Source organism: Streptomyces sp. 796.1 (genome assembly GCF_047525675.1).
Taxonomy (GTDB): domain Bacteria; phylum Actinomycetota; class Actinomycetes; order Streptomycetales; family Streptomycetaceae; genus Streptomyces.
Genome location: NZ_JBLIWA010000028.1, coordinates 63536 through 88219 on the forward strand (window position 1 = coordinate 63536; position 24684 = coordinate 88219).

Sequence of the window (24684 nt, forward strand, 5' to 3'; positions counted from 1 at the left end):
GGGGTGGGCTCGTCCTCCGGCTATGCGACCCCGCCGTCGGAACTGCGTTGCAGGAAGGTGAAGGGCGCCGAGATCACGGCCCCACTGAGTGTCAGTGAAGAGGTGTCGACGGCTTCGAAGAGGAGGGCGAAGGCCATGTCGGTGGCGTCGGCGGAGCCGGTCACCACGCCGGCGGACACGTGCGTGTCGGCCGCTTCGTCGACCTGCCGGCCCGGCCCGACGACGATCCGTACGCCATCCCGACGCAATTCGGAGGACTTCCCCAGGCCGAGCGAGGTGTACGTGTAGTGGCGTTCTCCCTGCGTCAACTGGAGCGCACGTGCCCTCCGCCGCAGCCCTCGCGCGTTGTACGCGACGTCCACCCGTTCGCCGCCGATGTACATGTACGGGTCGTCCAGCGTGGGCATTCCGGGCCCCCGCCCCCGGAACAGCCCGTCGGGAAATCCGTCGCCGTACAGCCGGGCCTGGCCAATCTTCTCCTTGCTGGACTTGGTGAGTTCGTAGTGCACCGTCACCGTGCCGAAATCCCCGACGGGGCCTGACCACCCCGTACGGTCCGGGTGCGAGAAGGGTGTGAGTTCAAAGGAGAATGACGACATGTCCGCGCCCTCCGGTACGGGGTCGGGGAAGGGGTGCGCTTCCCATGGGTGATCGGTGTGCTGCCTAGAACCAGTTCTTCGGATTGACCTTCTTGCCGAGGTCCTTTGCCTTGTTGACTGCGCCGTCCTTGAGGTCCTTGGCCTTGTTTCCCACCCAGCCGGCGGCCTTCGACGCCCCGCCCTTGATGTCGTCCCAGTGCTGGACCACCTTGGCGCCACCGTATATGGCGCCGGTGACGAGGGTCGCACCGATGGTCACCGGGTTGGGGGCGACCATGGCCGCCGTCAGCGAGGCGTTGAATCCGAGCTCCGCCACGTCCGCGACGTAGCCCGCGCCTTCCTCTCGGCTGTCGAACTTGTCCCGCGGGTCCTGCGACACGACGTTCGCGAAGCTGTACGCGGTCATGGCGCCCTGGCCGACGATGCCGAAGGTGCGCAATCCACCGGCTGTCTTCGCGGCGGTCTTCAGACCGAATCGCCAGGGGCTTCCCGTATTGGGGGAGAGGTTGAGCGCCTGCACGAAGCGTTCGGAGTTCTTGGCCTTGCGGAACACGTTGATGAGATTGGCCTGACCGGCGCGCGCGACGGGTTGGCCCGAGTGGGTGGCGCCGCCGTAGAGCTTGGCGAGGTCATCCGAACCGACGAGCATGTTGATCGCGCGGTTGGCGTTCATCCCACGCCATGTCGCATTCATCGCGCCTTGTCTGCGGGCCGCGTCGAACGTGTTTCCCCAACCGTCGCCGATCACGCCGCCGGTCAGCGGCACACGAGTGAGTTGGGCATAGGCGGGACTTCGGCCGGCCGCCCACGTGCCCATTTGGCCGGGCAACCAGCTCCCGGGGGCTGCCAGAGACCTGATCTTGGGCGTCCACTTCTCCAGGCTCTCGCCCGCCTTGACCAGTTTCTGGTAACTGCCGGACTTGAGTTTCGCCGCAATGTTGTTCTTGAGCGTCGCACCCCAGCCCTGTTTGAAGGAGTTACCGCCCACGGTCTTGACGAACGAGGACCCCTGGAAGGCCGTGACACCCGCCACGGTGGTGAACGTCATGACGTCGCCACCAAGTTTGATCAGCGTGGTCAGCGTCTCCTCGTGCGGCTCAAGGCCAGGAATCTTGCTCATGGCGTGCGCTTCGAGCCGCGCAATGTAGTCGGCCAGTGACTCACCGGGTTTGCGGTCGAACTCATCGGCATTCGGGTCGTCGCTCTGGGCCACTGAACTGGCGAGCAGCAGGGTTCCGGGCGCGACGGTGCCGTTGTAGTTCTTGAGGTCTTCGGGAGTGAAGCCGGCTGCGAGCAGACCGGCTTCCGGGTCGCCGTCCTCCAACCGTGCGATGGCCGCGCGCTTGCGGAGGTCGGGAGCGGTATCCGATACCCAGGAGGTCAGGGGTCTCAGCGCCGCCAACTCGCCACTGACGTTCAGGTTCGAAGCGCGGGTGAACGCCTCACTCAGCTTGCCGCTGAGACCGTCCTTGCCGTCGATGAGTTTGGCAAGCTCTTCCAAATCACCTGGATTGACATTACGCATAATTCCCCCCGTATGTGATGCGGTGTGCTGTTGAGCGCCCGATGTCAGCGGTGCCGAAAGGCCCGCCCCCCCAACACGAGACCAAGGTGCATCAGCGGCTGCCAGCAATGTCCCATGAAACCAAGGAACTCCTTCGGGAGCTATGCGTGGTGAGCAATGCCGCGCGGCACCCGCCGAGTTGCCGGGTGGCCGCCTCACCTCGACCTGGACGCCCACTGGCCACGGTCTATAGATTTAGGGCGTACTGATGGGGATTGTGCACCGCAATGCGGGGCGAAGACGGAGGGGGACCCGTGGGGGTTCGGGGTCGGATACGCGGTATGGGGGAAGCGGTGACGTCCGCCGCGGCGAACGTGGGGCGGGAGGTCGTCAGTCGGGGCGGCGACGCGCGGCGGACCGGGGCGAATGCCTCGGGGGAGTGGGTGATCGGAGTGCTGGGCGCCCTGCCCGCGCCCGCATCGCCGGCCACCGAGGAATGGGAGTTCTCACTCGGCGCCCTGGTGTGCAAGCACCCGCGCGTGCCGGCGGTGACCGCGCGGGCGCTGCGCCCCTTCGACAGCCTCGGCGCGCTGCGTTTCGGGCCTGAATCCGTGGGCTTCGAGGGCGAGGACATTCCGTGGAAGAAGGTCACCGGGCTCCAACTGCACAATGCGTTCGGCGCCATGACGACGGAGGCACTCGACGCGGAAGTCGATCGCATTCGAGAGGTCCTGCCACCTGTTCCGGGGCGTAAGTGGGCGGTGACCAAGGTGGTGGAGGGGCTGGCCTCGGTGATGCTGGCCGCCCTGGAACAGGCCAGTGACCAGCGGCTCGACAGCGTCAACGTCGGCTGCGAAGTGACGTACAAGGGCGCGCTCGGCCGTACCAAGACATTGCGCGCCAATTTGTTCACCACCGCACTTCTCGCGCAGCAACTCGACGTCGCCCACAGCCTGGTGGTCACGGCCCAGGCGGCCGGGATTCCGGTACTGCCGGCCGACCCCTCGGCGCTTGATGCGAAATCCGCCGAGCGGGTGCGTGCATTGCGCGAGCGGACCGATGCGATGGTGGTGGAACTGCGGGCGGAGGAATCCGACGACGCGGCCCTGGATGGCCAGGGGGCGAGCACGCCGAGCGCGCCGGCCGGCACGTAATGCCGTAATTCCGCAGCGTCAGCGGGCGTCCGGAACGCGCCCGCTGACGCTTTCGCCGTGTCGCTGAAAGCGAGTGGCCTGCGGCCCGCGTTCATCGGTTGACGGACTGGACTTCGCCGACGGTGACGTTCGTGGTGCTGCCGAAGGTGCCGGTCGGTAGCGTGCCGCCTTCACCGCTGCTGCTGGACCAGGAGATTTCCCAGGTGAGGGTGGCCTTGAGCGGGTGCGGTCCGGTCTGGTTGGTGGACCGCAGATAGGTGACGCCGCATGGCGGCGACTGGTTCTTCTTGTCGTCGCTGTACGGGGCCCCGATGCTGCCGTCGCCGGCGATGCGGCATTCACCGGACGCGGGGTGGAGTTTGGCGTCCGCGGTGCCGGGTTCGATCGTGAGCGCCACCGGCTTGGCCGTGGTCGTGGCGGAGAGGCCGGTACCGGGCAGGCTGGCGGTGACGGAAATGGGCTTGAACCGCGACTTGTCGAGCCAGACCCAGGTGTCCAGGTTCACGGTCTGCTTGCCGGAGGGGTTCATGGTGATGTCGGTCTGCGGCACCGGGAGTTCGTCGTACGCGTACTCGGCGAGTACCCGGGCGGAGACGGCGAGTGGTTCGGACGGCGTCTGGCCCTCATCCACCCAGAAGGGCGGTTTGTTGCACGACATGGCCTCGGGCTCGTTCTTGCGCTTCTCGTTGATCACCGAGACCCAGAACATGCCCTTGCCCTGTTTCTTCATGTTGTAGTCGTCGTACTTGTCCGTCTGGAAGATGGACTTGTACGCCGCGGAGATCATGGTGCCGATCCCCATGAACTTGAAGTCTTCCCAGCCCTCGATCATGCCTTTGAGGTCTTTGGGGGAGTACCGGGGCTCGTACCAGCAGGCGGGTGGCTTCCAGTTGGTGTTCTTGGGGGTCAGGGTGCCTGTCTTCCCAGTAGGCCTTCCATTGACCCGCTTCTGCACTCCGGAAACATGAACCTCGGCAGTCAGTTTGCTTCCGTCGGACGAGCCCCGGGAGCTGCTTGATGATTGGCAGTCGGGTCCGATGCAGGCGCTTGCGTTCGAAACGGTCATCATGGTGGAGACCACGGCTATGGCCAGCACCACGCATATGCGATCTCTGTTGCGGGTCACGGTTGGCATGCCTTGGCACCTCGTTCTGAAATCAATTTGGTCACCTGCCATACGCCCTTCTCGTTCTTGGCGAGGCGACTGTTGTAGAAGACGTAACTATTTGCTGAGGGAGCCGACTTATCGACTTCGCCGGTCTTGCGGTTCTTGTTGTGAGCCTTGCTCTCGTCTCCGCAGTAGGAGAGCGCGGCCTTGTCGTTGCCGTCCAGTACGACACGGCGGTTGAAGTATCGCACCGTGCCAGTGAAGGAAAGATCCGCATCGACGAACTTCTGGACCCAGTTAACCGCGCCGATCAGCCCCTCGCCATCGTTATAGAAACTCAATGCCGGCGCTTTTGGATCCCCTCGGAGAATCGCATCGTCCTCGGCGAGGATGTTGCGTTCGTTGTCGGCGAGGACGGCGTCTTTCGTCGGATCGCCCGTGGTGCGGCCTTCGAAGACGTGTCGTACGTCCCCCGGCAGCTTGATCTCCGGCCGGTCGATTCCGTCGTCCATGGGGGTTGAGCTTGCGGAGGGCTTGGGGGAGGTGGGCTGGGTGGAGGTCTCCGCGCCCTTGATCTTGTCCTTGCTGTCGGAGCCTGAGTCCGAGTCACCTCCGCATGCCGTCAGCGACATCGATGCGGCTACGAACAGTGCGAGACCTGCACCGAAGCGTGTGTGAGTCTTCAACGTACGTATCTCCCGTGGGTGTTCGATGAGAAACGCCACCGATGATGACATGGATGCCGAAGGCATTGCCGACGGTTCCCTTGCGTGTGGATAACGGTGGGCCCGGATGGTGACGGGGTGTTGTCGACGCGCCTTGAGGCCGCTATAGGCTGCTGATACGGTGCGATGACTTGACAGCCTCTTAGTCTGCGGTTTAAGCGTGCGACAGTGGCTGTAGCGGGCAAATGCCTGAATACGGACATAACTTCGGGGGCAGTGGCGTGAAGATCCAAGAGCGCGCGGGTATCGGGAGTGGCAGGGCCAACGCGCCTGGTCAACCGGTAGGGGAGCGGCTTCCCTCGGCGCCTCGTGAACGGAAACCCGCACTGGCCGCGCTCGCCGTACTCCTCATCCTGGTCGGCGCACTCGGGGCCACTGTTCTGGTGTTGCGCGCCGGTGATCGGATTGAAGTGGTGAAGATTACGGATGAGGTCAGTGCGGGCAAGCCGATTCCGAACTCCGCCATCGAATCCGTGATGGTCGCCGAGGATTCTGCAATCGATTACGTGAAGTGGGACCAGCGTAATGTGCTGTCCAAATACCGGGCCGCCACTGACATTACGAAGGGTTCGCTCCTCGTGGGCTCCATGCTCACCGATCGGAAGGGGCTCCCCGAGGGCAAGGTCGTGGTGGGCCTTTCGCTCAAGGACGGGCAGTACCCGCGGAGTCTGAAGACCGGGGACGTCGTCGCCGCGTACCGGGTGGGTGACGTCAAGGGCGGTTCCGGCGGTTCCTCCGGCGATGGTGGGTCCTCCGCCGGCGCCGGCGACACCCTGCTGGTGCGCAGCGCCACCGTGGAGAGCGTGACCAGCGCCAACGACGGCATCGGCGGCGGCGATCTGCCGGTCTCCGTCGTGGTGAACCAGGACGAGGCGCCCGCGCTGACGCAGGCCGCGGCCAACGGTGCCGTCTCCGTGGTCAAGGTCTCCGCCCGCAGCGGCGACTGAGCCGCGGCGCCAGGGACAGGGGACGTAGCAGACATGGCGCTCATCGCTCTCGCCGCGGACAAGGGTTCGCCCGGGGTCACCACGGCCGCCGTCGCGCTGTCGGCCGTGTGGCCGCGCCGGGTGCTGCTGGCCGAGGTCGACCCGGCCGGCGGTGACCTGGTCTACCGCAGTTCGGCCGCGCACGGCGGGCCGCTCGACCCGAACACCGGCATGCTCTCGATCGGTGCCACCGCCCGTCGCGGCCTGGTCTCCGAGCAGTTGTGGGACCACGCGCAGCCGATGCTCGGCGGGCTCGACGTACTGGTGGGGCTGGGGAGTTCGGAGCAGTCGGCCGGGCTCGCCGGGCTCTGGCCGATGCTGGGGCGGGCCTTCGCCGGCCTCGGTGACTCGCCGAACAGCCCGGCCGACGTGATCGCCGACTGCGGCCGGATCGGCGCGGACGCGGTGGCCGTGGAGATGTTCCCGTACGCCTCGATCGTGTTGCTGGTCGCGGGCACCGAGCCCGAGCAGTTGGCCCGCGTACGGGACCGGGCCGCCGCGCTCTCCAGCCGGCTGCACGGGCCGCAGCGCGGCGCCGCGCAACTCGGTACGCCGCTGATCGGCGTGCTCCTGGTGGCCGCGGTCGGCAGCGCCAACCGGATCGTCGGGCAGGTCAACGAGATGCTGATGGCCGCCCAGGCCGGCGCCCGGGTGGTCGGGGTCGTCGCCGAGGACGCGTCGGGCGCCGCCCAGTTGGCCGGACGCAAGCGCGGTCGGCTGGAGAAGTCCCTGCTCATCCGCTCCGCACGGAAGGTCGTGGGCGATCTGCACCAGCAGTTCGGCGCGGCGTTCGCCGGCGGGGGCGGCGGCGCGAGCGGGGCCGGCACGCCCCGGGGGGCCGGTGGCCCCGGTACGCCCGGTGGCCCCGGTACGCCCAGTGGCGTGCCAGGTTCGGCTGCGGGCGGCCCGCGCGGCAGTGGGATCGGCGGCGCTGGGCGCGTAACGGGGGCGCAGCAGGGCGGCCAGCACGCGGCCGGCCAGCAACTGCCGGGCCAGCCCACCCCGACGGGCCACCCCGGCCACGGGGGCCAGCCGGGCCACGGAGGTCAGCCGGGCCACGCAGGTCAACCCAGCCACACCACCCCCTCGCACACCACACCCCCGCCGGGCGGCCCCGTACCGCCCCCCGGCGCCGGCACCCACCGCAGGCCCGCCCCGGAAGCTGCGTCCGGCCAACCTGCGTCCGGCCAACCTGCGTCCGGTCAACCGGCCGCCGGCGCCCAGCCCCGGCAGGGTGAGCACGGCGAGCCGACCTCCGGCGGCCGGCACGCCCAGCGGAACCAGCCCCAGCACCAGGACACCGGGCCCGAGCCCCAGCCCCAGCCCCACGCCCCCACCCAAACCCACACGCACGAGAACGAACGCACCCAACAGATCCACCAACCGCGCCGCCCGGCCGGCCCCCGCCCAGCGGCCCAGCCGCTGCCGCAGGCCCAGCCCCAGCCCCTGCCCGAGTACGGCACCGGCTCTGGCCCGGGCACCGGCCAGGGTGACGGCGGGGTCGGCGGCCCGGGCGGGGGAGTCGGCTGGTGAGCTCCGTCGACCACCAGCTCGTCAAGCGCTTCCGGCAGGACGCCGGCGACCGCATAGCCGAGCAGCGCCGGATCGACCAGGTCTCCGGCGCCGCCCCGATGACCCCGGAGGACGAGCGCCAGTACGCGCGCGCCGTCATCGCGCAGATCCTGGAGGACCACGCGCGGTCCGAGATCACCTTCGGGCGCACGCCGCTGGACGCCGAGAGCGAGGAGAGCTACGCGGCGGCCGTGCACGCCGCGCTGTTCGGCGTCGGTCGGCTGCAACCGCTGCTCGACGACCCCGACGTCGAGAACATCGACATCAACGGCTGCGACCGGGTCTTCATCGGGTACGCGGACGGCCGCGAGGAGCAGGGCGAGCCGGTCGCCGAGACCGACGAGGAACTGATCGAGCTCATCCAGGTGCTCGGCGCGTACTCCGGCCTGTCGTCGCGCCCGTTCGACACCGCCAACCCGCAGCTCGACCTGCGGCTGCCCGACGGCTCCCGGCTCTCCGCCGTCATGGACGTCACCCGGCGGCCCGCACTCTCCATCCGGCGGGCCAGGCTCGGCAAGGTCTTCATGGCCGACCTGGTCGGCAACGGCACCCTCACCCCGGAACTCGGCAACTTCCTCGCCTGCGCCGTACGGGCCCGCAAGAACATCATGATCGCCGGGGCCACCAACGCGGGGAAGACGACGCTGCTGCGGGCGCTGGCCAACGAGATCCCGCCCAGCGAGCGGCTGATCACCGTGGAGCGGGCGCTTGAACTCGGGCTCGATCAATTCCCCGACCTGCACCCGAACGTGGTGGCGTTTGAAGAGCGGCTGCCCAACTCCGAGGGGCAGGGCACCATCAGCATGGCCGAACTGGTGCGTCGCTCGCTGCGCATGAACCCCTCCCGGGTCATCGTCGGCGAGGTGCTCGGCGACGAGATCGTCACCATGCTCAACGCGATGTCGCAGGGCAACGACGGTTCGCTCTCCACCATCCACGCCAACAGCTCCAGCGAAGTGTTCAACCGCATCTCCACGTACGCGCTCCAGGCGAACGAGCGACTGCCCATCGAGGCCAGCCACATGCTGGTCGCCGGCGCGGTCAACTTCGTCGTCTTCGTCGAGCGCCGCAACGACTACCACAGCGGCGGCTCGCTCAGCCGCCGCGTCACTTCCGTACGCGAGGTCAACGGCGTGGACGGCCGGGTGCTCTCCAGCGAGGTGTTCATCGAGACGGCCGACGGCCGCGTCGTGCCGCACGCGCCGGTCACCTGCCTGGACGAGCTGTCCGCGTTCGGCTACCGCCCGACCGGGGCCTGGGGGTAGGGCCGCATGAAGGGAGTCACCTCGATGGGCGGGTTCTACTCGCTGCCCACGCTGTACGCGCTGCTGGCCGGAGTGGCCTTCGGCGGCGGGATCGCGCTCTTGATCGTCGCCGTACGGGGGCTGCCGGCCAAGCCCGAGCACGAGAAGGTCAAATCGGGCGAACGCGCCGCAGAACTGGCCAGGTTCGTCAGCCGCCGCGGCTCGCTGGCGGTCGGCGTCGGGCTCGCCGTGCTGCTGCTCACCCGCTGGGTGGTGGCCGGCCTCGCCGCCGGCGTGCTCGTCTTCGTCTGGGACCGGCTGTTCGGCGGCGCGGCCGAGGAACGCTCGGCGATGCGCCGCGTCGAGGCGCTGGCCGCCTGGACCGAGTCGCTGCGCGACACGATCGCCGGCGCGGTCGGCCTGGAACAGGCCATCCCCTCGTCCGCGCGGGCCGCCGCGCCGGCGCTGCGCCCGCACCTGGACGCGATGGTCGACAGGCTGCGGGCCCGCACGCCGCTGCCGGACGCGCTCCAGCAACTTGCCGACGAGATTGACGATGCGTCGGCCGACATCATCATCGCCGCCCTCATCCTCAACTCCCGGCTGCGCGGCCCGGGCCTGCGCGAGGTGCTGGGCGCGCTCGCCAAGTCGGCGCGCGAGGAAGTGGACATGCGGCAGCGGGTGATGGCCCAGCGCGCCAGCACCCGGCGCAGCGTGCAGATCGTGGTGGGCGTCTCCATCGCCTTCGTCCTCGGCCTGTCGATCTTCAACCGGGACTTCGTCGAGCCGTACGGCACGGCGGTCGGACAGCTCGTGCTGGCCTGTGTGTGCGCCCTGTTCGCGATGGGCTTCTGGTGGCTGCGCAAGCTCTCCAGCATCGACACGCCGGACCGGTTCCTGACCCGCGACGCGGCGCCGGAGCGGTTCGCGGCAACGCGCGCCGGCGCGCCAGGGGCGCAGCAGCCCGGCGCCGGCATCGTACAGGCCCCCGTCTACGGCGATGAGGTGAGTCCCCGATGAACAGCAGCATCACCATGCCGGTGCTGGTCGGCGCCGTCTTCGGGCTGGGCGTCTACGTCCTGGTCAGGGCCCTGATGCCGGGCAAACGCGGGGCGGTGGCGCGGGTCGCGCAGATCGATGCGCTGCGGGCGCGCGGCTCGGCGCACGCCGGCGCGGACCGCGGCTTCGGCGCCGGCGGGCCGGAGGCCGGCGAGAGTCGGATGGACGCCGTACGGAGCCGGGTCGGGCAGCGGGTGGCCGACCTCTATCTGCAACAGGGCTGGGAACAGCGCTCGCTGCGGGCCGACCTCGCCGTGCTCGGCCGGAGCTGGGAGTCCTTCCTGGCGACGAAGGTGCTGCTGGGCGCGGCCGGCCTGGTCTTCGGCCCGTTCGTCTTCGTCATCGTCTGGCAACTGGGCTTCGGCAGCAGCCCGATCATCCCGGTGTGGATGGCGCTGCTGTTCGCCGTGGTCTTCTTCTTGCTGCCGGACCTGGAGGTGCGCAGGGACGCCGCGGACAAGCGGCGTGACCTGCGGCGGGTGATCGGCGCGTACCTGGACCTGGTGGCGATGAACCTGGCCGGTGGCCGCGGTCTGCCCGAGGCGCTGATGGCCGCCGCCGAGGTCAGCGACGGCTGGGCGCTGCGCCGGATCAGGAACGCGCTCGCGGACGCCCGGATCACCGGGACCAGTCAGTGGCAGGCGCTCGGGAACCTCGGCGAGGAACTCGGCGTCGATGAACTCAAAGACCTCTCGTCGTCACTCGCGCTGGTCGCCGACGACGGGGCGAAGGTACGTGAATCCCTCGGGTCGCGGGCGGAAACGATGCGGCACCGGGAGCTCGCGGAGATCGAAGGGAGCGCAGGGGAGAAGTCGCAGTCGATGCTGGTGGCACAGCTCCTGTTGTGTGCGGGGTTCCTCGTGTTCCTCATCTTTCCGGCCGCCATGCGGGTCTTCGAGGTCTGAATGGTCCCGATGCCGACGCAGGCCCTGCCTTCCTCCAACGGTCACCGTTCCTTCGCCGTTCCCTCCACCCTCTGAGAGGACACTTTCCACCATGAACACAGGACCTCGTTTCAGCCACCCGGCACTGGACTTCCTCCTCGCCTTCGTACGCGGCAGGGTCGAGCGCGCCCGCTCCGGTGAACTCGACCGCGGCGCGTCCGCCGTGGAGTGGGTCATCATCTCCGCCGTGGTGGTCGCGATCGTCGGCGTGGTCGCCGCGATCATCAACGCGGCGCTCAGCGACGGCGCGGACAAGGTCGGCGACTGCATCAAGGGCGCGGACGCCAGCAAGACCTGCTGACCCGGCACGACACCTGCCGGCGCACGACCGGGCGCGAACCGCGCGCCCGCGCCGGGGCCCACGGCACGAGCCCTGCGAACAGGGCGCCGCCCGGCGGGACTCGGCAGCACGTGACGGTGGGGCAGCGCACGGCAGCGCACGGCAGCGCACGGTACGGCAGCGCGCACCACGCGGCAGCGGCCAGCGCGCCGCACCGCACCACCGGCCCGCCGGCCGGCCCCCGCGGGCCGCGACGGGGCGGTATCGAGAACACAACGGGGATGACGGCATGAGACGAACCGGGGGCGGCACCCTGCACCGCGCGGTGCGCCGCAGGCTGGACGCGATGCGCGGCGACGGCCGCGGCGGGACGGGCTGTTGCGGCGGCAGCGGCGGCAGCGACGGTGGTGGTGATCGTACGAGTGGTCGCGGCGGCAGCGGCGACGCGACGGACGGTCGCGGTCGCGGTCGGTGTCGTGATCGGAGTGGGAGCGGCGGCGGTGCGGGCGGCGAGCACGGTCGCGGCGGGAGCGTCGAGGGCCAGTGCCGGTGCCGGTGCCGGTGCCAGTGCCGGGTCAACGGCCCCGGCAGCGGCAGTCGTACGAGCGACAGCGGGATGACCGCCATCGAGTTCGTCCTGCTCACACCCGTCCTGTTCTTCCTGATCTTCGCGACCGTGCAGTTCGCGCTGTACTTCTTCGCCGACCACGTCGCACAGGCGGCGGCGCAGGCGGGCGCGCGCAAGGCGCGTGCCGAGGCGGACGAGAACCCCGGCGGCTGGGGCGGCAAGGCGCGCAGCACGGCCGACAGCTACATCCAGCAACTGGGTCCGAAACTGCTGATCAGGCCCGAGGTGACGGTGCTGACGCCGCGGGCGGACACGGTCGGCGTCCAGGTCGAGGCCGAGGTGCCGACGGTCTTCCCCGGCATGAAGTTCACCGTGCACGCGCGGTCGCAGGGGCCGATCGAGCGCTTCGTCGTGGACAGGGGCTGAGCGCGGTGTGGCGTGCTGAGCGACGAACGGTGGCCCGGCCCTGCGCGCGGCGTACGCCCGACCCGAGCGGGAGCGCCGCCGGCGCGGCCGGCCGCGGCTCGCGCGCTGGCACCGCCGGGCGCGCGTCCGACGCCGGACTCTCGACCATCGAGGTGGTCATCCTCGCGCCGGTGATGATCCTCTTCATCCTGGTACTGGTCGGTTTCGGGCAACTCGTGGACGGCCGCGGCGCGGTGGACGGCGCGGCGCGCGACGCCGCCCGGGCGGGGTCCATCCAGCACGACTACGACATCGCCATGCGCGAGGCCCGCAAGGCCGCCGCCGCCGACCTGGAGGACGTGTGCACGGGCTCGGTGAACGTCCGGATGACCGGTTCCCGCTTCGAGCCGGGCGGCTTCTTCAAGGTCGAGGTGAGCTGCGAGGTGCGCGGCCTGCGCATGATCGGCCTGGACATCGGCTCCACGGTCAAGGCCACCGCGAGCTCCCCCATCGACCCGTACCGGCGGGCCTCATGAGCCCGCACCCGCCGACCGCCACTCCCGCGCGCGTACGCGCGTACCGGCCGCAGCAATCTTCCCCACAGCGGTGCGCCCCGCGACGGCCCACCGCCGTACGCGCGGTCGCCCGGCGCATCGACGCGCTCGGTGCGGCGGCGCGGCGCCGGTACGCCGGACGGGCGGGGGACCGGGGTGCGGGGGCCGCGGCCGTCATCCTCTTCGCCTTCCTCTTCCTCGCGCTCGCCGCGTTCGTGGTGGACGGCGGCATGTCGATCTCGCAGCGCGAGCGGGCCGCGGACATCGCCGAGCAGGCCGCGCGGTACGCCGCGCAGGACATCGACGAGACGGCGCTGCGCGAGAGCGGCGGCGAGCGGGCGCCCATCAACTACGAGAACTGCGCCTCGCGGGTGCGCAAGTTCGCGAGCGAGGCCGGACTCTCCCCCCGGGACGTCGCCGCCTCCCGCTGCGTGTCGGCCAACGCCGAACAGGTCGAGGTCGAGATCCAGCTCACCTACGAACCCGTACTGACCGGGCTGTTCTACAGCGGCTCCTTCACCGTGCGCGGCTCGTCCAAGGCGGAGTCCCATGTGGGCTGAGGACACGGGCGAGCAGTACGGGGCGACGCCGCGGTACGGAGCCACGGCGCGGTACGCGGCCATGCTGCGGTACGGAGTCACGCCGCGGTACGGCGCGACGCCGCCGCGCGGAGCAACGGCGCCGCACGGGCCCGGGAGCCGGCCGGCGGCCGATCCGCTGCGGCCCGCGCTCCACCCGCGGGCCAGGCCCGACCCGTACGGGGCCTTAACGGCCGGGCCCATCCGACCCGTACCGCGTCCGTCGCCCATCCGACGATCCACCCGAGGCTGAGGAAACCCGCCCATGGCGCGCACCGCCCGCCCCACCCCAGGCCCGTCCGGCTCGCAGCCGCGACGGCAGCCGCAGCCGCTGCCCGTGCGGACCCGTACGGTCGGCGACTTCGTCAAGGCGTTCTTCGCGTTCATCGCACTGTCCGCGCTGCTCATCGGCGTGCCCGGCGCCCTCGCGTACTTCGTCGGCTGGCCGCTCCCCGACGAGGCGCCCACCCTGGAGACGGTGCGGCAGCCGATCACCGCGAGCGTCTTCATCGACGTGCTGACCGTGGTGGTGTGGCTGGCCTGGGCGCAGTTCGCCGCCTGTGTGATCGTCGAGGGCAAGGCGGAGATCTCGGGCGTCGGCATGCCGTCCCGGGTGCCGGGCGCCGGGCCGAGCCAGTTGCTGGCCCGCCAACTGGTGGCGGCGCTGCTGCTGGTCGGCGCGTCCGCGGCGAGCCTGACCCCGGGCCTGGCGCAGATCGGCAACGCGTACGACGACAACGCGCGCTCCACCGTGGCCTCCGCCCAACAGACGCCCGGGCAAACGGGCGACCAGGCGGACGCGCCCGGCGGACAGCGCCAGTTGGAGGCGCACGAACGGCGCATGGTGGACCCGGCGCACCCCGGCGCGGGCACCGCGCGGGCGGGCGATGAACACCGGCAGACGAAGTTCTACCGCATCCAGCCGCCCGAGGGCCGGCACCACGACTCGCTGTGGGAGATAGCCGAACGGCACCTCGACGACGGCCGCCGCTACAAGGAGATCTACCAGCTCAACAAGGACCGGGTGCAGCCCGACGGCTCCAAGCTCTCCCAGGCCAGCCTGATCCGCCCCGGCTGGATCATGGAGATGCCGGCCGATGCACACGGCGGCGAACTGGTCGAAATGCCCGAGGACTCGCCGGAGATCACCAAGGACCTGCGGGAACAGATCCACGAGTACGACAAGTCGCGCCGCACCCCGGCCCCCGCCACCGACCCGGCGCACACCGGGCCCGGCCACGCCGACCACGCGCGCGACGTCACCCCCGACCGGCCGCTGCCGCCGCTGCCGACCGACCAGACCCCGCCGGCCACGGCCGCCGACGACTCCGGGTTCGGCCTGTCCGAGGCGCTGATCGGAGCCCCGCTGTTGGCCGCCGGGCTGCTCGCGGCCCTCGGCCGGCGCCGGCGGGCCGCGCTGTGGCAGTCGGCCATGTCGGCGCTGGGCCTGGGCAGCGGCATCGACCTGACCGCGACCGGCCCGGCCGCCCGGATCGAGGAGGCGCTGTTGGTCGGCGCCGACCCGGCGGCCGTACGCGACCTGGACAGCGCGCTGCGCGGACTCTCGGCAGCCCTCGCCGCCGAAGGCCGTAGCCTGCCCGTCGTGTACGCGGCCTGGCTGACCGGCACCGAACTGCATCTGCAACTTGCCGCTACGGCTGGCGAACCGCCCCAGCCCTGGCAACTCGGGCAGGACGCCACGTTCTGGCGGCTGCGCCGCTCGGCGATCGTGGCCCACGCGGACGACGGCACCGCCGCCCCGTACCCGGGGCTGGTCAGCCTCGGCACGCTGGACGACGACGCGCGGCTGCTGCTCAACCTGGAGGCCGTGCCCGGCATCGTGTCGCTGACCGGCGCGGCGGCCGACCGCACCGCCGTCTTCGCCTCGGTCGCCGCCGAACTGGCCACCAGCGGCTGGTCCGACCGGCTCACCCTGACCCTGGTCGGCTTCGGCGCCGAACTCGGCGCGCTCGCCCCCACCCGCATCCGGCACCTGGACGGGGTGGCCGCGCTGGTGGAGACGATGACGGCGGAGACCGAGCAGCGCAGGGCCGCGCTCAGCGCCGCCGGCCACGACTCGGTGCTCACCGGCCGCACCGGCCAGGCCCAGCACACCCAGCGCGCCCCGCACCTGGTGCTCCTCGCGACCGAGCCCACCGAGGCGCAGGCGGCGCGGCTGGCCGAACTCGCCGCCGACTCCGGCCGGCTCGGCATCGGCTACCTCATCGGCACCAGCCAGCAGCAGTTCCCCGGCGCGAGTTGGGAGTTGGAGATCACCGGCGAAGGCCGGCTCCGCGCCCCGCTGCTCGGCCTCGAACTCACCGCCCAGCAACTGCCCGAGGAGCAGCACCGGGCGGTGGCCGACCTGTTCGCCGCGGCCGACCCCGACGGCGGCGACGGGGGCGGCGCGGGCCCGGCCGCCGCGCACCGCGCCCCGTTCCTGGTGGACATCTCCGAGACGGGCCGGCCCGCGGTGTACGCGCGGCTGCTCGGCAACTACGAGATCATCGGCCTGGAGACCCCGGACGACCAGCGCGGCGCCCTCCTGCACGAGGCGCTCGCCCTGCTCCTGCTGCACCGCGAGGGCGTGCACCCGCGCGTACTGGCCTCGGCCCTGTGGCCCCGCGGCGCCACCGAGGACGTACGCGACGCCCTCATCGAACGCCTCGGCACCTGGCTGGGAAGCGACGGGCAACCGGGCGCGCAGCAGGGCGTGCAGCCGGCTGGGCAGCCGGGCGCGCAACCCGGGAGCGCAGCGGCCTCCGCGCCCAGGCTGCGCACCGACGCAACGGGCCGGCTCACCCTCGCCACCTCGGTCGTCTCCGACCTGGACGTGCTGCGCACCCTGCACCACGAGGCGACCCAGGGCCGCGGCGCGAACAACGCCCGGGTCCGCGAGCGGCTGCTGACGGACGCGCTGGCGCTGGCCCGCGGCCCCCTCCTGGCCGGCCGCCCGCAGGGCCGCTACGGCTGGCTGTCCCACGAGATCATCGACGCCCAACTCCCGCTGCTGGTCGCCGATGTGGCCCTCGCCCTCGCCGCCCACCACCGGGAGGCGGACCAGCCGCGCAAGGCCATGGAGGCGCTGGAGACGGCCCTGAACTCGGCCCCCGCGGACGAGCGCCTGTGGAACGAACTCCTCCGCGCCGCCCACGCCACCACCGACACGACCCTCCTCACCACGACGGCCACCGCCCTCCTGGACCGCAACGCCACCCTCAGCAACGGCGCCCGCGGCCTACCGCCGCGCACGGAGGCGCTGTTGGACGAACTCCTGCCGACGTGGCGGGATGACACGGAGGCGGCGGCGAACTGAGGCCTTCGGCAGGACACGGCACGGCTCGGGACACGCTGGAGTAGGACCCATCGCAGTAGCGGGCACAGGGGCCGTGGGCCGTGGGCTGCTGCGGTCCCGCCGCTCGTTCCGACGGTCGGGGCGAACTCGCGTGTGGGGGGCGCGTCGGGGCCGGTCCGAGCGGGGTCCTCACGTACGAGCTGATGGGGGTCGGGACCGTCGAAGGACCCGGCCCCCTCCAACGGGAACAGAAATCTCGGAAGACGCCACCGGGGGAATCATGCTGGACAGCGAACACCGTGAGCGGGCGCAGGACCTCCTGCGGTACGGACACTTCACGGAAAAACTGGAGCCGCACCAGGTCGTGGGCGAATGGTGCAAGCTCGGGCCCATTCCGCAGCCGCCGCCCGAAGTGCGCGCAGTGACCGGCAACGGGCGACTGCGCCCCGGCCGGATGCCGTTGGGCCCCGTGCTGCTGATAGCGCTCGGTGCACCCCTATGGGTCCTGGTCTTGTGCTACGTACTCATCGAAGGCGCACTGACGCTTCTGGTCGCGGCCTTCCGCCCGTTTCGGAACCTGAGGAGAGTCCGCAGTTCGTGGCAGGAGTCGAAAGCGGCGCGCAAGGCCGCGGCCCAACACGACCTGGATCGCGTCTTCGACGGTGACTGGAGCGGCGAAGCGGGGCAGTTCCTGTTGCGGTACTACACGGTTTCCGAGCATCCACAGAGGCTGGTGGCCCTGGCCCCGGGGGTCATTGGTTTTCTCGGCACGCCTGAGCGAGTGATGTTCGGCAAGGGAAAGGAGATGCAGGTCCTCCAGGTGCTGACGGCCGACCAAGCAGTGGTAGAAAAACCGCCGGCCGAGGTCCGGCCGACGGGTAAGTTCCGCATCCGATTCGCGGACGGAACTTGGGTGGTATTGCAGGCCGTCACCCCCAGTGACATCCACGGGCTATTGGACCGGGAAATCCCGAAGGGAAACCCGGAAGGCTATCCGCTGAACGGCTCAGGGTCCTCCCATTACTGCTGATCACAGGATGCGTGGCTTTGCTGGTCAGGCATGAGGCCGAAGCTGGCGGCTGATCGGGGCGATGCTCCGGGCGTGGAGCGTTGCCGACCGACCACCAGGCGGTGGTGAGGAGCGGAGCGGTTGCCGTGCGGGGTCAGCGGGTGAGGGCGTACTCGGTGAAGTGGCCGCAGGCGGTGAACCCGAGGCGGCGGTAGACGGGTTCACCGTCGGCGGATGCCTGGAGCACCGCGGTCTCGTAGCCCGCGTCCCGCGCGGTGTGCAGGGTGGCAGCGGTGATGGCGCCGCCATAGCCGCGGCGGCGGTCGGTGGCGAGTGTGGCGATGTTGTAGATCCCGGCGACGCCCGCCTGCAGGAAGGTCTCGGCCGAGCAGACGGGACGGCCGTCGACGTAGCCGACCAGGTAGCGGGCGGGGCAGTCGGCGGCGAGGGCCGACTCGGCGGCGTCGGCGAAGAATTGGCGCACCGTGGCGGCGGGCGGGTTCCAGTTCGCGGCGAGGACCGTGGCGTAGTCGGCGAGCTGTTCCGGGGTGGTGGCCGGGCGGATCTCCAGACCGTCGACGTGCGCGTCGGGGAGGGAACCGCGCAGGTCCTTCCACATGCCCGCCTCCGTTTCCGACGCCTCCAGGCCGGCGGACTGAAGGTGCTCGGCGAGATCGTCCGGCGTGGAGGCGGGGCCGACCCACCAGGAGAAGGGGCGGCCGGTGGCGGCCAGGGTCCGGGCCGTCTCCGCGGCGCGGGCCGGGGCGGTGCCCGGGGTGAAGCGGGCCCTGGCGACGATGTTGAAGGTGTCGTCGTCGAGACCGCTGTCGGCGATCAGCAGGTCGTCGGTGTCGGTGACGGACGCGCCCTTCAGGGTTCGGTGCAGGTGGCAGGCGTGCTCGGCGAGGTTCTGCTCCATCGCGCGGGGAAGGTCGGATTCATTGACGGACGGTGTGTGCATGGGGTTCATGATGATTCATCCCAACATGCCGTCTGTGGTGCTCGCAGGGCTTTTTCCGTGCTGGTGAACGGGTCGTCCTGGAACTGTCCGCTGGATGAGGTGGACCGCGCTGGCAGCGACGGCACGGTGTGGCGGGTCGCGCGGTCCGTACGCGAGCCTCGTGGCTCACGCCTCGTACGCAGTCCTCACCCAGGACGCCACCGTGACCACACAACCCGTTCCGGGAGCGGGTACGGCGGCCTAGGACGGGGCCCCGTTCCCTAGGACGGGGCCCCGTTCACCCTCGCCCTCACCCCCGGCTAACCGCCGCCAGAATCTCCGGCAACCGCCCCGCCGTCTGCGGCGCCGCTAGGCGGAGGCCCGCCTGGGCGGTGCCGTAGCCGTACGCCGCGCCCAGCGGGAGGACGAGCCAGAGGAAGCCGTGGTGGCCGGCCACGTGGAGCCAGATCGTGAGGGCCACCAGCGGGGCGCACAGCAGGGCGCCGACCAGGCTGCCGCCCAGGATGGAGATCCAGGCCAGCGCGCCCTGCCCGGGCACGACGTTCTTGTAGCCGCTGTCCTGGGGGATGGAGTACGGGTAGCGGGCGGAGGCGATGGAGCCGGTCGCCAGCAGGGCGCCGAGGAGGGCCAGGGCCAGGCCGAGGGTCTCGGCCAGCGCGTCCCAACCGTCAAGGAGGGCGGCGGAGCCGACGACGACCAGCGTCAGGTACGGCACCGCCACCAGGGCCAGCGCCTGGGCCCGGCCGCGGAGTTCCAGATAGGCGTCGCGGGGGGTGCTGATGGTCTGGGCGACCATCCAGAACGCGGAGGAGTCCTGCCCGAACTGATTGTACATCTGCATGCCGAGCAGCCCGGACGCCCAGCACGCCGAGTACACGCTGCCGTTGCCCTGCACCATCATGACCACCGGCAGCAGCAGCCCGATGCCGAGCGCCGTGGCCCAGCTCGCCTTCGTCTTCGGGTCGCGCCACGCGTACTGCAACGTCCGGTGGAACGCGGTGCCCGAGCGGCCGGCGGGCAGCAGCCCGGCGAGGCCGCCGGCCCGGGCGCGTACCCGGCGCTCGCCAGGGGCCTGGATCGTGGACGCGTCCGGCGAGGTCATCAGCGCGGTCAGGCCGCGCTGCCAGGACCAGCCGACGGCCACCAGGAACGTGACGGTCAGCGCGAGTTGCGCGGCGGCGACCCCGTACGAGCCCTCGCCCGCCGACCACACGGCGTCCACCGCGGCGGCCGGCGGCACCCAGCGCAGCACGTCCGCCACCGGCTCCAGCGCGCCGAGCCCGCCCGCGTCGGAGAGCTTCTGCGTGCCGAGGTTGACCGCCTGCGCGCCCACCGCGATGAACAGGCCGCTCAGCAGCGCCAGGTCACGGCCCTTGCGGCTGGTCAGCAGGCGGATGTTGGCGGTCGCGACCATACGGGCCAGCGCCACGCACACCAGCATCGTCAGCAGTACGGCGAGCACGGCGACGGCCGCCGCAGCGGCGCCGTGCGCCACGGCCACCACCGAGCCGACCGCGAGCGCCAGCGTGAACAGCGGGCCGATGCCGATCAGCGAGGTCACCAGCAGCGCCACCACCAGTGACTGCGGGCGCAGCGGCAGCATCACCAGCCGGGTGGCGTCCAGGGTCTCGTCGCCGCCGGGGAAGAACAGCGGCATCACGGCCCAGCCGAGCGCCAGCACCGCGGTGAGCGTGGTGACCAGGGCCGCCGCGTGCTCGTGCCCGCGCAGCGCGACCAGGCCGAGCAGTTGCAGCGCGGCGACCAGCCCGACGACGACCACCGAGGCGAGGTACGCGGCGCGCCGGCCGCTGGACTGCCGCAGCCCGTTGCGCAGCAGTGACAGCTTGAGGGCGGCGAAGACCGCGACCAGGGTGGTGACGGAGGCCGCGGTCGGGGCTGCGGCGGGGGCCGGGGTCGGCGCCGGCGCGCCGGTCGTCGGGGCTGCGGCGCCGGTCCCGGGCCGCTGCTGCGGGGACGTGGTGCTCATCGCGTGCCGCCCAACCAGTCGAGGTGGTGCGCGCGGTCGCGGTCCTGGGCGCCGACCAGTTCGAGGAACGCCTCGTGCAGGGTGGGGGAGGCGCCCCGGACCTCGGCCACCGGGCCGTGCGCCCGGATGCTGCCGCCGGCCATCACCGCCACCCAGTCGCACAACGACTCCACCAGCGCCATCACGTGGCTGGAGATGACCACGGTGGCGCCGGACGCGGTGTACCGCTCCAGGACGCCGCGGATGGACTGGGCGGAGACCGGGTCGACGCCCTCGAAGGGCTCGTCGAGGAAGAGCACCTCGGGGTTGTGCAGCAGCGCCGCCGCGAGCCCGATCTTCTTCCGCATGCCGGTCGAGTAGTCCACCACCAGCTTGTGCTGCGCGCCGGCCAGGTCGAGCACGTCCAGGAGTTGGGTGGCGCGCTTGTCCACCTCGTCGCCGTCCAGGCCGCGCAGCCGCCCGGTGTACGAGAGGAGTTCGCGCCCGGACAGCCGCTCGAACATCCGCAGCCCCTCCGGGAGCACCCCGATCCGGGCCTTGACCGCCACCGGGTCCTGCCACACGTCGTGCCCGGCGATCTCCACCCGGCCCACGTCGGGCCTGAGCAGGCCGGTGACCATCGACAGCGTGGTGGTCTTGCCGGCGCCGTTGGGGCCGACGAGCCCGATGAACTGGCCGGCCGGCAGGGTCAGGTCGATGCCGGCGACGGCGATCTGTTCCCCGAACCGCTTCCAGAGCCCGGAGATCCGCACCGCGACCGGCCCGTCGCCACGGGGAGCACCGGCTATCGAGGGCACGTGGGCGGGCTCGTACGCGGGCCCCTGCGCGGACTCGACACCAACACCGGCACCAGCTTCGCCACCGGCACCAGCTTCGCCGCCGGCCCCAGCCTCGACTCGGGCACTCGCCGCGCCACCGGCCCCGGCTCCAGCCTCAGCCCCGGAACGGACCGCGGCGCCCGCGCCCTCCGCGGCGCCCGCGCCCGCGCCAGCCTCCTCCGCGAGGTCGGGGCCGGGCCGTCGTGCCGCCCCCGCGTTGTTGTGCGCTGCCTCCGATGCCACCGGCTCTCGCCTTCCGCCGCCCGCGGGGAGCGCCCGTATCGTCCCCGTCCAGCGCCCACCCTACGACCGCGCGCCCGGAGCGTGACTGCTCTCGGGCGCGCGATGACCTGCGATGACCTGCGACGAACCGGGGCGACCTGCTGGTGTTCGCCGCTCCCCGGGGCCGGGCCGGGGCCGGGGGCGAGTGGCTAAGCGGCTGACACCTAGCGGCGGCGGGCGAGGCTCGCCTCGCGCCCGCACGCGTACGCCAGCGCGCTCGCCAACTCCTCGGCGTCCGGCAACCAGCGGTTGACGGCGGTGGGCTGCCTGGCCCACAGCACCGCGCCCTGCGAGCCGACGCGCGAGGGCGGCGCCACCACGTAGTCCCCCTCGCCGCGCGGGATCAGGTCCATCGCGGCGGGCGTCCAGCCCAACTCCCGTACGAGATGGGGGAACTTGGCCGCGCCGCCGGCCATCACCCAGAACAGCATCCGGCGGCCCGGCGTGCAGGCGATCGGCCCGAGCGGCAGGTCCATCCGCTCCATCCGGGCCAGCGCCAGACAGCCCGCCGACTCCGACACCTCGATGACGTCGAAGTTGTGCCCGGTGGGCAACAGGATCGACGCCTTCGGGGTCTCGCCCCACATGCGGCGGGCGGCGGCGGGGCTGCCGCTGGCGGAGCCCACCCAGTCCGTGCGCTCCGGGTGCGCCCCCGGCGCAGGGCAGTCGAGCCGCCCGCACGAGCACCGCTCGCCCCCCTCGACCACCTCAAGCCAGGTGCCGGGGTGGACCTCCCAATGGCGCTCCTCCGCGTACCGCACCGCCGCGTCGAGCAGCAGCTCACCGCGCTGCTGGGGGATTTGCCGACTTGCTGTGACGTCCAAGGTCTCCTCCACGCTCAACACAACTCCCGCTGTCACCAAGGGTTACGGCTACTCAGGCGTTGACGGTGCCCGCTTCGCCACGGCACGTGGGGCGCATCGATGCATGAACGGGGGCGCGTACGACGACTCGGGCCGTGTGCGGGTAACCACCTTCCGTGACGAGCACGCACCGGTGCTCGACGGCCGCGATGTCGCGGGGGGACAGGGGCGTTCAGCAGTTGCCCGCATGCGATCAATACGGGCAACTGCGGTATTTCCCCTCTTTTGCGCGGGCAAGGTTCACCAGGCACCGGCGTTCTCCGCGAACGCACAGCAGTCATCAGGGGGTAACACCATGGCCGCCAGGCCACTCGTAGCGCGGCAGCCGAACGAACGGCTCCAGGCGCTCATCCAGGAAGCCGCCTGCTCCAATGCCGGGTTGGCGCGCCGCGTCAACATGTGCGGCGCCGAGCACGGACTCGATCTCCGCTACGACAAGACGTCCGTGGCCCGCTGGCTGCGCGGACAGCAGCCGCGCGGCCGGGCGCCGGCCATCATCGCCGAGGCGCTCGGCCGCAAGCTCGGGCGCACCGTCACCATCGACGAGATCGGCATGGCCGGCGGCAAGAACCTCGCATCGGGCGTCGGCCTCCAGTTCTCGCCCACCGTGCTCGGCGCCATCGAGCAGGTCTGCGAGCTGTGGCGGAGCGACGTGGGTCGGCGGGACTTCCTGAGCGGCTCGACGGTGGCCGCGTCCGCGCTGGTCGAGCCCAGCCGGGACTGGCTGATCACCAGCGCCGACGCGCAGGTGGCCCGCTCCGCGGGGGCCCGGGTCGGCAAGGCGGACGTGGCCGCGGTCCGCGCGACCACGGAGGCGCTCGTCGAACTCGACCACCAGTACGGCAGCGGCCACGTCCGCCCGGTCGTCGTCCACTATCTGAACAGCGTGGTCTCCGGGCTGCTCGGCGGCTCGTACCGGGAGACCGTCGGCCGCGACCTGTTCGCCGCGGTCGCCCGGCTGACCGAACTCGCCGGCTACATGGCCGTCGACACCGGCCAACCGGGCCTCGCCCAGCGCTACTACATCCAGGCGCTGCGTCTTGCGCAGGCCGCCGGCGACCGCGGGTACGGCGGGTACGTGCTGGCCGCGAGCATGAGCCACCTCGCCGCCACGCTCGGCAACCCGCGGGAGATCGCGCAGTTGGCGCGGGCCGCTCAGGAGGGGGCCCGGGGGCAGATCACCCCGCGGGCGCGCGCGATGTTCCACGCGGCGGAGGCGCGCGGGCACGCCCTGCTCGGTGACGCGCGGGCCTGCCAGGCGGCGGCCGGCCAGGCCAGCGCCGCCCTGGAGGCGGCCGATGCGGCCCCCGAGTCGGGCGACGACCCGCAGTGGATCCGGCACTTCGACCGGGCCTACCTCGCCGACGAACTCGCCCACTGCCACCGCGACCTCGGCCAGGGCGAGGCGGCCGGGCAGCACGCGAGGGACGCGGTCGAGCACCACCCGGAGAGCCGGGCCAGACGCCGCGCGATCGGCCTGCTCCTGCTCGCCGCGGCACAGGTGCAACAGCGCGAGGTGGAGGAGGCGTGCCACACCGGCGCCAAGGCCGTCGACGTCCTGAGCGGCCTGCGCTCCAACCGCGGCGTGGAGTACCTGGACGACCTGCAACAGCGCCTCGAACCCTTCCGGGACGAGCCGGTGGTGCGAGAGTTCAGCGCCCGGCTCGAAGTGGCGGCTGCCTGAACCCACGGACGGGGCGGCGGTGCGCGCGGGCGGTGCGCGCCGTCGCCCACGGGGGAGCCGCGTCGCGGTCGGCGGCCCACGTCGACACCGGGGCCGATCGGGGTCGACCGACCGCGACGCGGTCACGCGCGCGGGGGCGCGCGTACGTTGCGAGCCGGGCGCGAGCGGGCGCCGGGGGCCCCGCCCGTGGTGGTGGGGGGCAGCCGTCCGCGCGCCTGACGAGGGGAATCCCTGTCGCACGGGCCTGTTAGCGCGGGCCCCGCCGCCCGGGTCCTGCCGTACGAGCCCATCGTGGCCGGCCTCCCGCGGTACGAGTCCTGCCGCGCGACACCGCAACGTGACCCCCGCCGCATGGGGCCGGTCGTACGAACTCCTGCTGGACGGTCCCCCGTCGTACGAGCCCGGTGCTCCGGCGTGAGGTCCGTCCGGTGGCTTCGGGGCGGGACGGGCTCCGAGTGGTGGCGTGATCACGCAGCGTGGAGGGGGCGGTGGGTGTTCTGCGGGA

General features: G+C 71.6%; 20 protein-coding genes and 1 pseudogene. 13 read left to right on the plus strand and 8 right to left on the minus strand.

The genetic code is table 11. The features are described 5' to 3' along the window. Positions 1-20: 20 nt before the first annotated feature. On the minus strand, positions 21-599 hold the full coding sequence (locus tag ACMA1D_RS19800; protein ID WP_414725335.1) for a hypothetical protein: 579 nt from the start codon (positions 597-599) through the stop codon (positions 21-23). 64 nt (positions 600-663) lie between these two features. After that, a complete protein-coding gene (locus ACMA1D_RS19805) occupies positions 664-2124 on the minus strand; it encodes a PE-PGRS family protein (RefSeq protein WP_414725336.1) in 1461 nt (486 codons plus the stop codon). Between the two features lie 320 nt (positions 2125-2444). Here ACMA1D_RS19805 and ACMA1D_RS19810 point away from each other — a divergent pair, with 320 nt between their 5' ends. Beyond that, positions 2445-3257: a hypothetical protein gene (locus tag ACMA1D_RS19810; protein ID WP_414725337.1), complete on the plus strand. Its 813-nt coding sequence runs from the start codon at positions 2445-2447 to the stop codon at positions 3255-3257. A 91-nt stretch (positions 3258-3348) separates the two neighbouring features. On the opposite strand, the gene ACMA1D_RS19815 is transcribed toward ACMA1D_RS19810, so the two are convergent. Beyond that, positions 3349-4089: a hypothetical protein gene (locus tag ACMA1D_RS19815; RefSeq protein ID WP_414725338.1), complete on the minus strand. Its 741-nt coding sequence runs from the start codon at positions 4087-4089 to the stop codon at positions 3349-3351. 290 nt (positions 4090-4379) lie between these two features. After that, positions 4380-5117 (minus strand): hypothetical protein, encoded by a 738-nt coding sequence (locus ACMA1D_RS19820; RefSeq protein ID WP_414725339.1) that lies wholly within the window; start codon positions 5115-5117, stop codon positions 4380-4382. Positions 5118-5311: 194 nt separating this feature from the next. On the opposite strand from ACMA1D_RS19820, the gene ACMA1D_RS19825 reads away from it, so the two are divergent. The 11 genes and pseudogenes from ACMA1D_RS19825 (at position 5312) to ACMA1D_RS19875 (ending at position 17605) form a co-directional block, all read left to right on the plus strand. Next, entirely contained in the window at positions 5312-6037 is a 726-nt protein-coding gene (locus ACMA1D_RS19825) for a hypothetical protein (RefSeq protein ID WP_414725340.1), read from the plus strand. Positions 6038-6070: 33 nt separating this feature from the next. Beyond that, positions 6071-6937, plus strand: a pseudogene (locus tag ACMA1D_RS19830) (hypothetical protein); the annotation flags it as partial. A 668-nt stretch (positions 6938-7605) separates the two neighbouring features. Further along, entirely contained in the window at positions 7606-8913 is a 1308-nt protein-coding gene (locus ACMA1D_RS19835; RefSeq protein WP_414725341.1) for a CpaF family protein, read from the plus strand. Between the two features lie 6 nt (positions 8914-8919). Continuing rightward, on the plus strand, positions 8920-9912 hold the full coding sequence (locus ACMA1D_RS19840) for a type II secretion system F family protein (RefSeq protein ID WP_414725342.1): 993 nt from the start codon (positions 8920-8922) through the stop codon (positions 9910-9912). After that, the gene (locus tag ACMA1D_RS19845; protein WP_414725343.1) at positions 9909-10856 is read left to right on the plus strand and encodes a type II secretion system F family protein; all 948 of its coding nucleotides are present in this window, start codon (positions 9909-9911) and stop codon (positions 10854-10856) included. The genes ACMA1D_RS19840 and ACMA1D_RS19845 overlap by 4 nt, the downstream gene beginning before the upstream one ends. Positions 10857-10947: 91 nt before the next feature. Next, positions 10948-11196, plus strand: coding sequence for a hypothetical protein (locus tag ACMA1D_RS19850; protein WP_349990003.1), 249 nt, complete (start codon positions 10948-10950; stop codon positions 11194-11196). A gap of 595 nt (positions 11197-11791) precedes the next feature. Next, on the plus strand, positions 11792-12169 hold the full coding sequence (locus ACMA1D_RS19855) for a TadE family protein (protein ID WP_414725344.1): 378 nt from the start codon (positions 11792-11794) through the stop codon (positions 12167-12169). Between the two features lie 29 nt (positions 12170-12198). Next, a complete protein-coding gene (locus ACMA1D_RS19860) occupies positions 12199-12684 on the plus strand; it encodes a TadE/TadG family type IV pilus assembly protein (protein WP_414725345.1) in 486 nt (161 codons plus the stop codon). Further along, positions 12681-13262 (plus strand): pilus assembly protein TadG-related protein, encoded by a 582-nt coding sequence (locus tag ACMA1D_RS19865; RefSeq protein WP_414725346.1) that lies wholly within the window; start codon positions 12681-12683, stop codon positions 13260-13262. Before ACMA1D_RS19860 ends, ACMA1D_RS19865 begins: the two co-directional genes overlap by 4 nt. Positions 13263-13545: 283 nt before the next feature. Then, positions 13546-16596 carry a hypothetical protein gene (locus tag ACMA1D_RS19870; protein WP_414725347.1) on the plus strand — a complete coding sequence of 1017 codons (3051 nt, stop codon included), beginning with the start codon at positions 13546-13548 and terminating at the stop codon, positions 16594-16596. Positions 16597-16855: 259 nt separating this feature from the next. After that, complete coding sequence (locus ACMA1D_RS19875; protein ID WP_414725348.1) at positions 16856-17605, plus strand: hypothetical protein; 750 nt, start codon at positions 16856-16858, stop codon at positions 17603-17605. Positions 17606-17738: 133 nt separating this feature from the next. Here ACMA1D_RS19875 and ACMA1D_RS19880 read toward each other — a convergent pair whose 3' ends face one another. The 4 genes from ACMA1D_RS19880 to ACMA1D_RS19895 all read right to left on the minus strand — a co-directional run bounded on the left by ACMA1D_RS19880 (position 17739) and on the right by ACMA1D_RS19895 (position 22477). After that, positions 17739-18503 (minus strand): GNAT family N-acetyltransferase, encoded by a 765-nt coding sequence (locus ACMA1D_RS19880; RefSeq protein ID WP_414725369.1) that lies wholly within the window; start codon positions 18501-18503, stop codon positions 17739-17741. Between the two features lie 331 nt (positions 18504-18834). Beyond that, complete coding sequence (locus ACMA1D_RS19885) at positions 18835-20532, minus strand: transporter (protein ID WP_414725349.1); 1698 nt, start codon at positions 20530-20532, stop codon at positions 18835-18837. Further along, positions 20529-21329: an ABC transporter ATP-binding protein gene (locus tag ACMA1D_RS19890; RefSeq protein ID WP_414725370.1), complete on the minus strand. Its 801-nt coding sequence runs from the start codon at positions 21327-21329 to the stop codon at positions 20529-20531. The genes ACMA1D_RS19885 and ACMA1D_RS19890 overlap by 4 nt, the downstream gene beginning before the upstream one ends. Before the next feature lie 467 nt (positions 21330-21796). Then, positions 21797-22477 carry a bifunctional DNA primase/polymerase gene (locus ACMA1D_RS19895; RefSeq protein WP_414725350.1) on the minus strand — a complete coding sequence of 227 codons (681 nt, stop codon included), beginning with the start codon at positions 22475-22477 and terminating at the stop codon, positions 21797-21799. 313 nt (positions 22478-22790) lie between these two features. Here ACMA1D_RS19895 and ACMA1D_RS19900 point away from each other — a divergent pair, with 313 nt between their 5' ends. Then, positions 22791-24179, plus strand: a complete 1389-nt coding sequence (locus tag ACMA1D_RS19900) for a transcriptional regulator (protein ID WP_414725351.1) — start codon at positions 22791-22793, stop codon at positions 24177-24179. Positions 24180-24684 lie beyond the last annotated feature (505 nt).

Coding starts and splice junctions, on each gene's coding strand:
- ACMA1D_RS19840 (WP_414725342.1), top strand. CDS start 8,920: ATGAAGGGAGTCACCTCGATGGGCGGGTTCTACTCGCTGCCCACGCTG.
- ACMA1D_RS19800 (WP_414725335.1), bottom strand. CDS start 599: ATGTCGTCATTCTCCTTTGAACTCACACCCTTCTCGCACCCGGACCGT.
- ACMA1D_RS19815 (WP_414725338.1), bottom strand. CDS start 4,089: ATGATCGAGGGCTGGGAAGACTTCAAGTTCATGGGGATCGGCACCATG.
- ACMA1D_RS19850 (WP_349990003.1), top strand. CDS start 10,948: ATGAACACAGGACCTCGTTTCAGCCACCCGGCACTGGACTTCCTCCTC.
- ACMA1D_RS19845 (WP_414725343.1), top strand. CDS start 9,909: ATGAACAGCAGCATCACCATGCCGGTGCTGGTCGGCGCCGTCTTCGGG.
- ACMA1D_RS19810 (WP_414725337.1), top strand. CDS start 2,445: ATGGGGGAAGCGGTGACGTCCGCCGCGGCGAACGTGGGGCGGGAGGTC.
- ACMA1D_RS19865 (WP_414725346.1), top strand. CDS start 12,681: ATGAGCCCGCACCCGCCGACCGCCACTCCCGCGCGCGTACGCGCGTAC.
- ACMA1D_RS19900 (WP_414725351.1), top strand. CDS start 22,791: ATGGCCGCCAGGCCACTCGTAGCGCGGCAGCCGAACGAACGGCTCCAG.
- ACMA1D_RS19870 (WP_414725347.1), top strand. CDS start 13,546: ATGGCGCGCACCGCCCGCCCCACCCCAGGCCCGTCCGGCTCGCAGCCG.
- ACMA1D_RS19805 (WP_414725336.1), bottom strand. CDS start 2,124: ATGCGTAATGTCAATCCAGGTGATTTGGAAGAGCTTGCCAAACTCATC.
- ACMA1D_RS19820 (WP_414725339.1), bottom strand. CDS start 5,117: ATGCCTTCGGCATCCATGTCATCATCGGTGGCGTTTCTCATCGAACAC.
- ACMA1D_RS19880 (WP_414725369.1), bottom strand. CDS start 18,503: ATGGAGCAGAACCTCGCCGAGCACGCCTGCCACCTGCACCGAACCCTG.
- ACMA1D_RS19875 (WP_414725348.1), top strand. CDS start 16,856: ATGCTGGACAGCGAACACCGTGAGCGGGCGCAGGACCTCCTGCGGTAC.
- ACMA1D_RS19885 (WP_414725349.1), bottom strand. CDS start 20,532: ATGAGCACCACGTCCCCGCAGCAGCGGCCCGGGACCGGCGCCGCAGCC.
- ACMA1D_RS19855 (WP_414725344.1), top strand. CDS start 11,792: ATGACCGCCATCGAGTTCGTCCTGCTCACACCCGTCCTGTTCTTCCTG.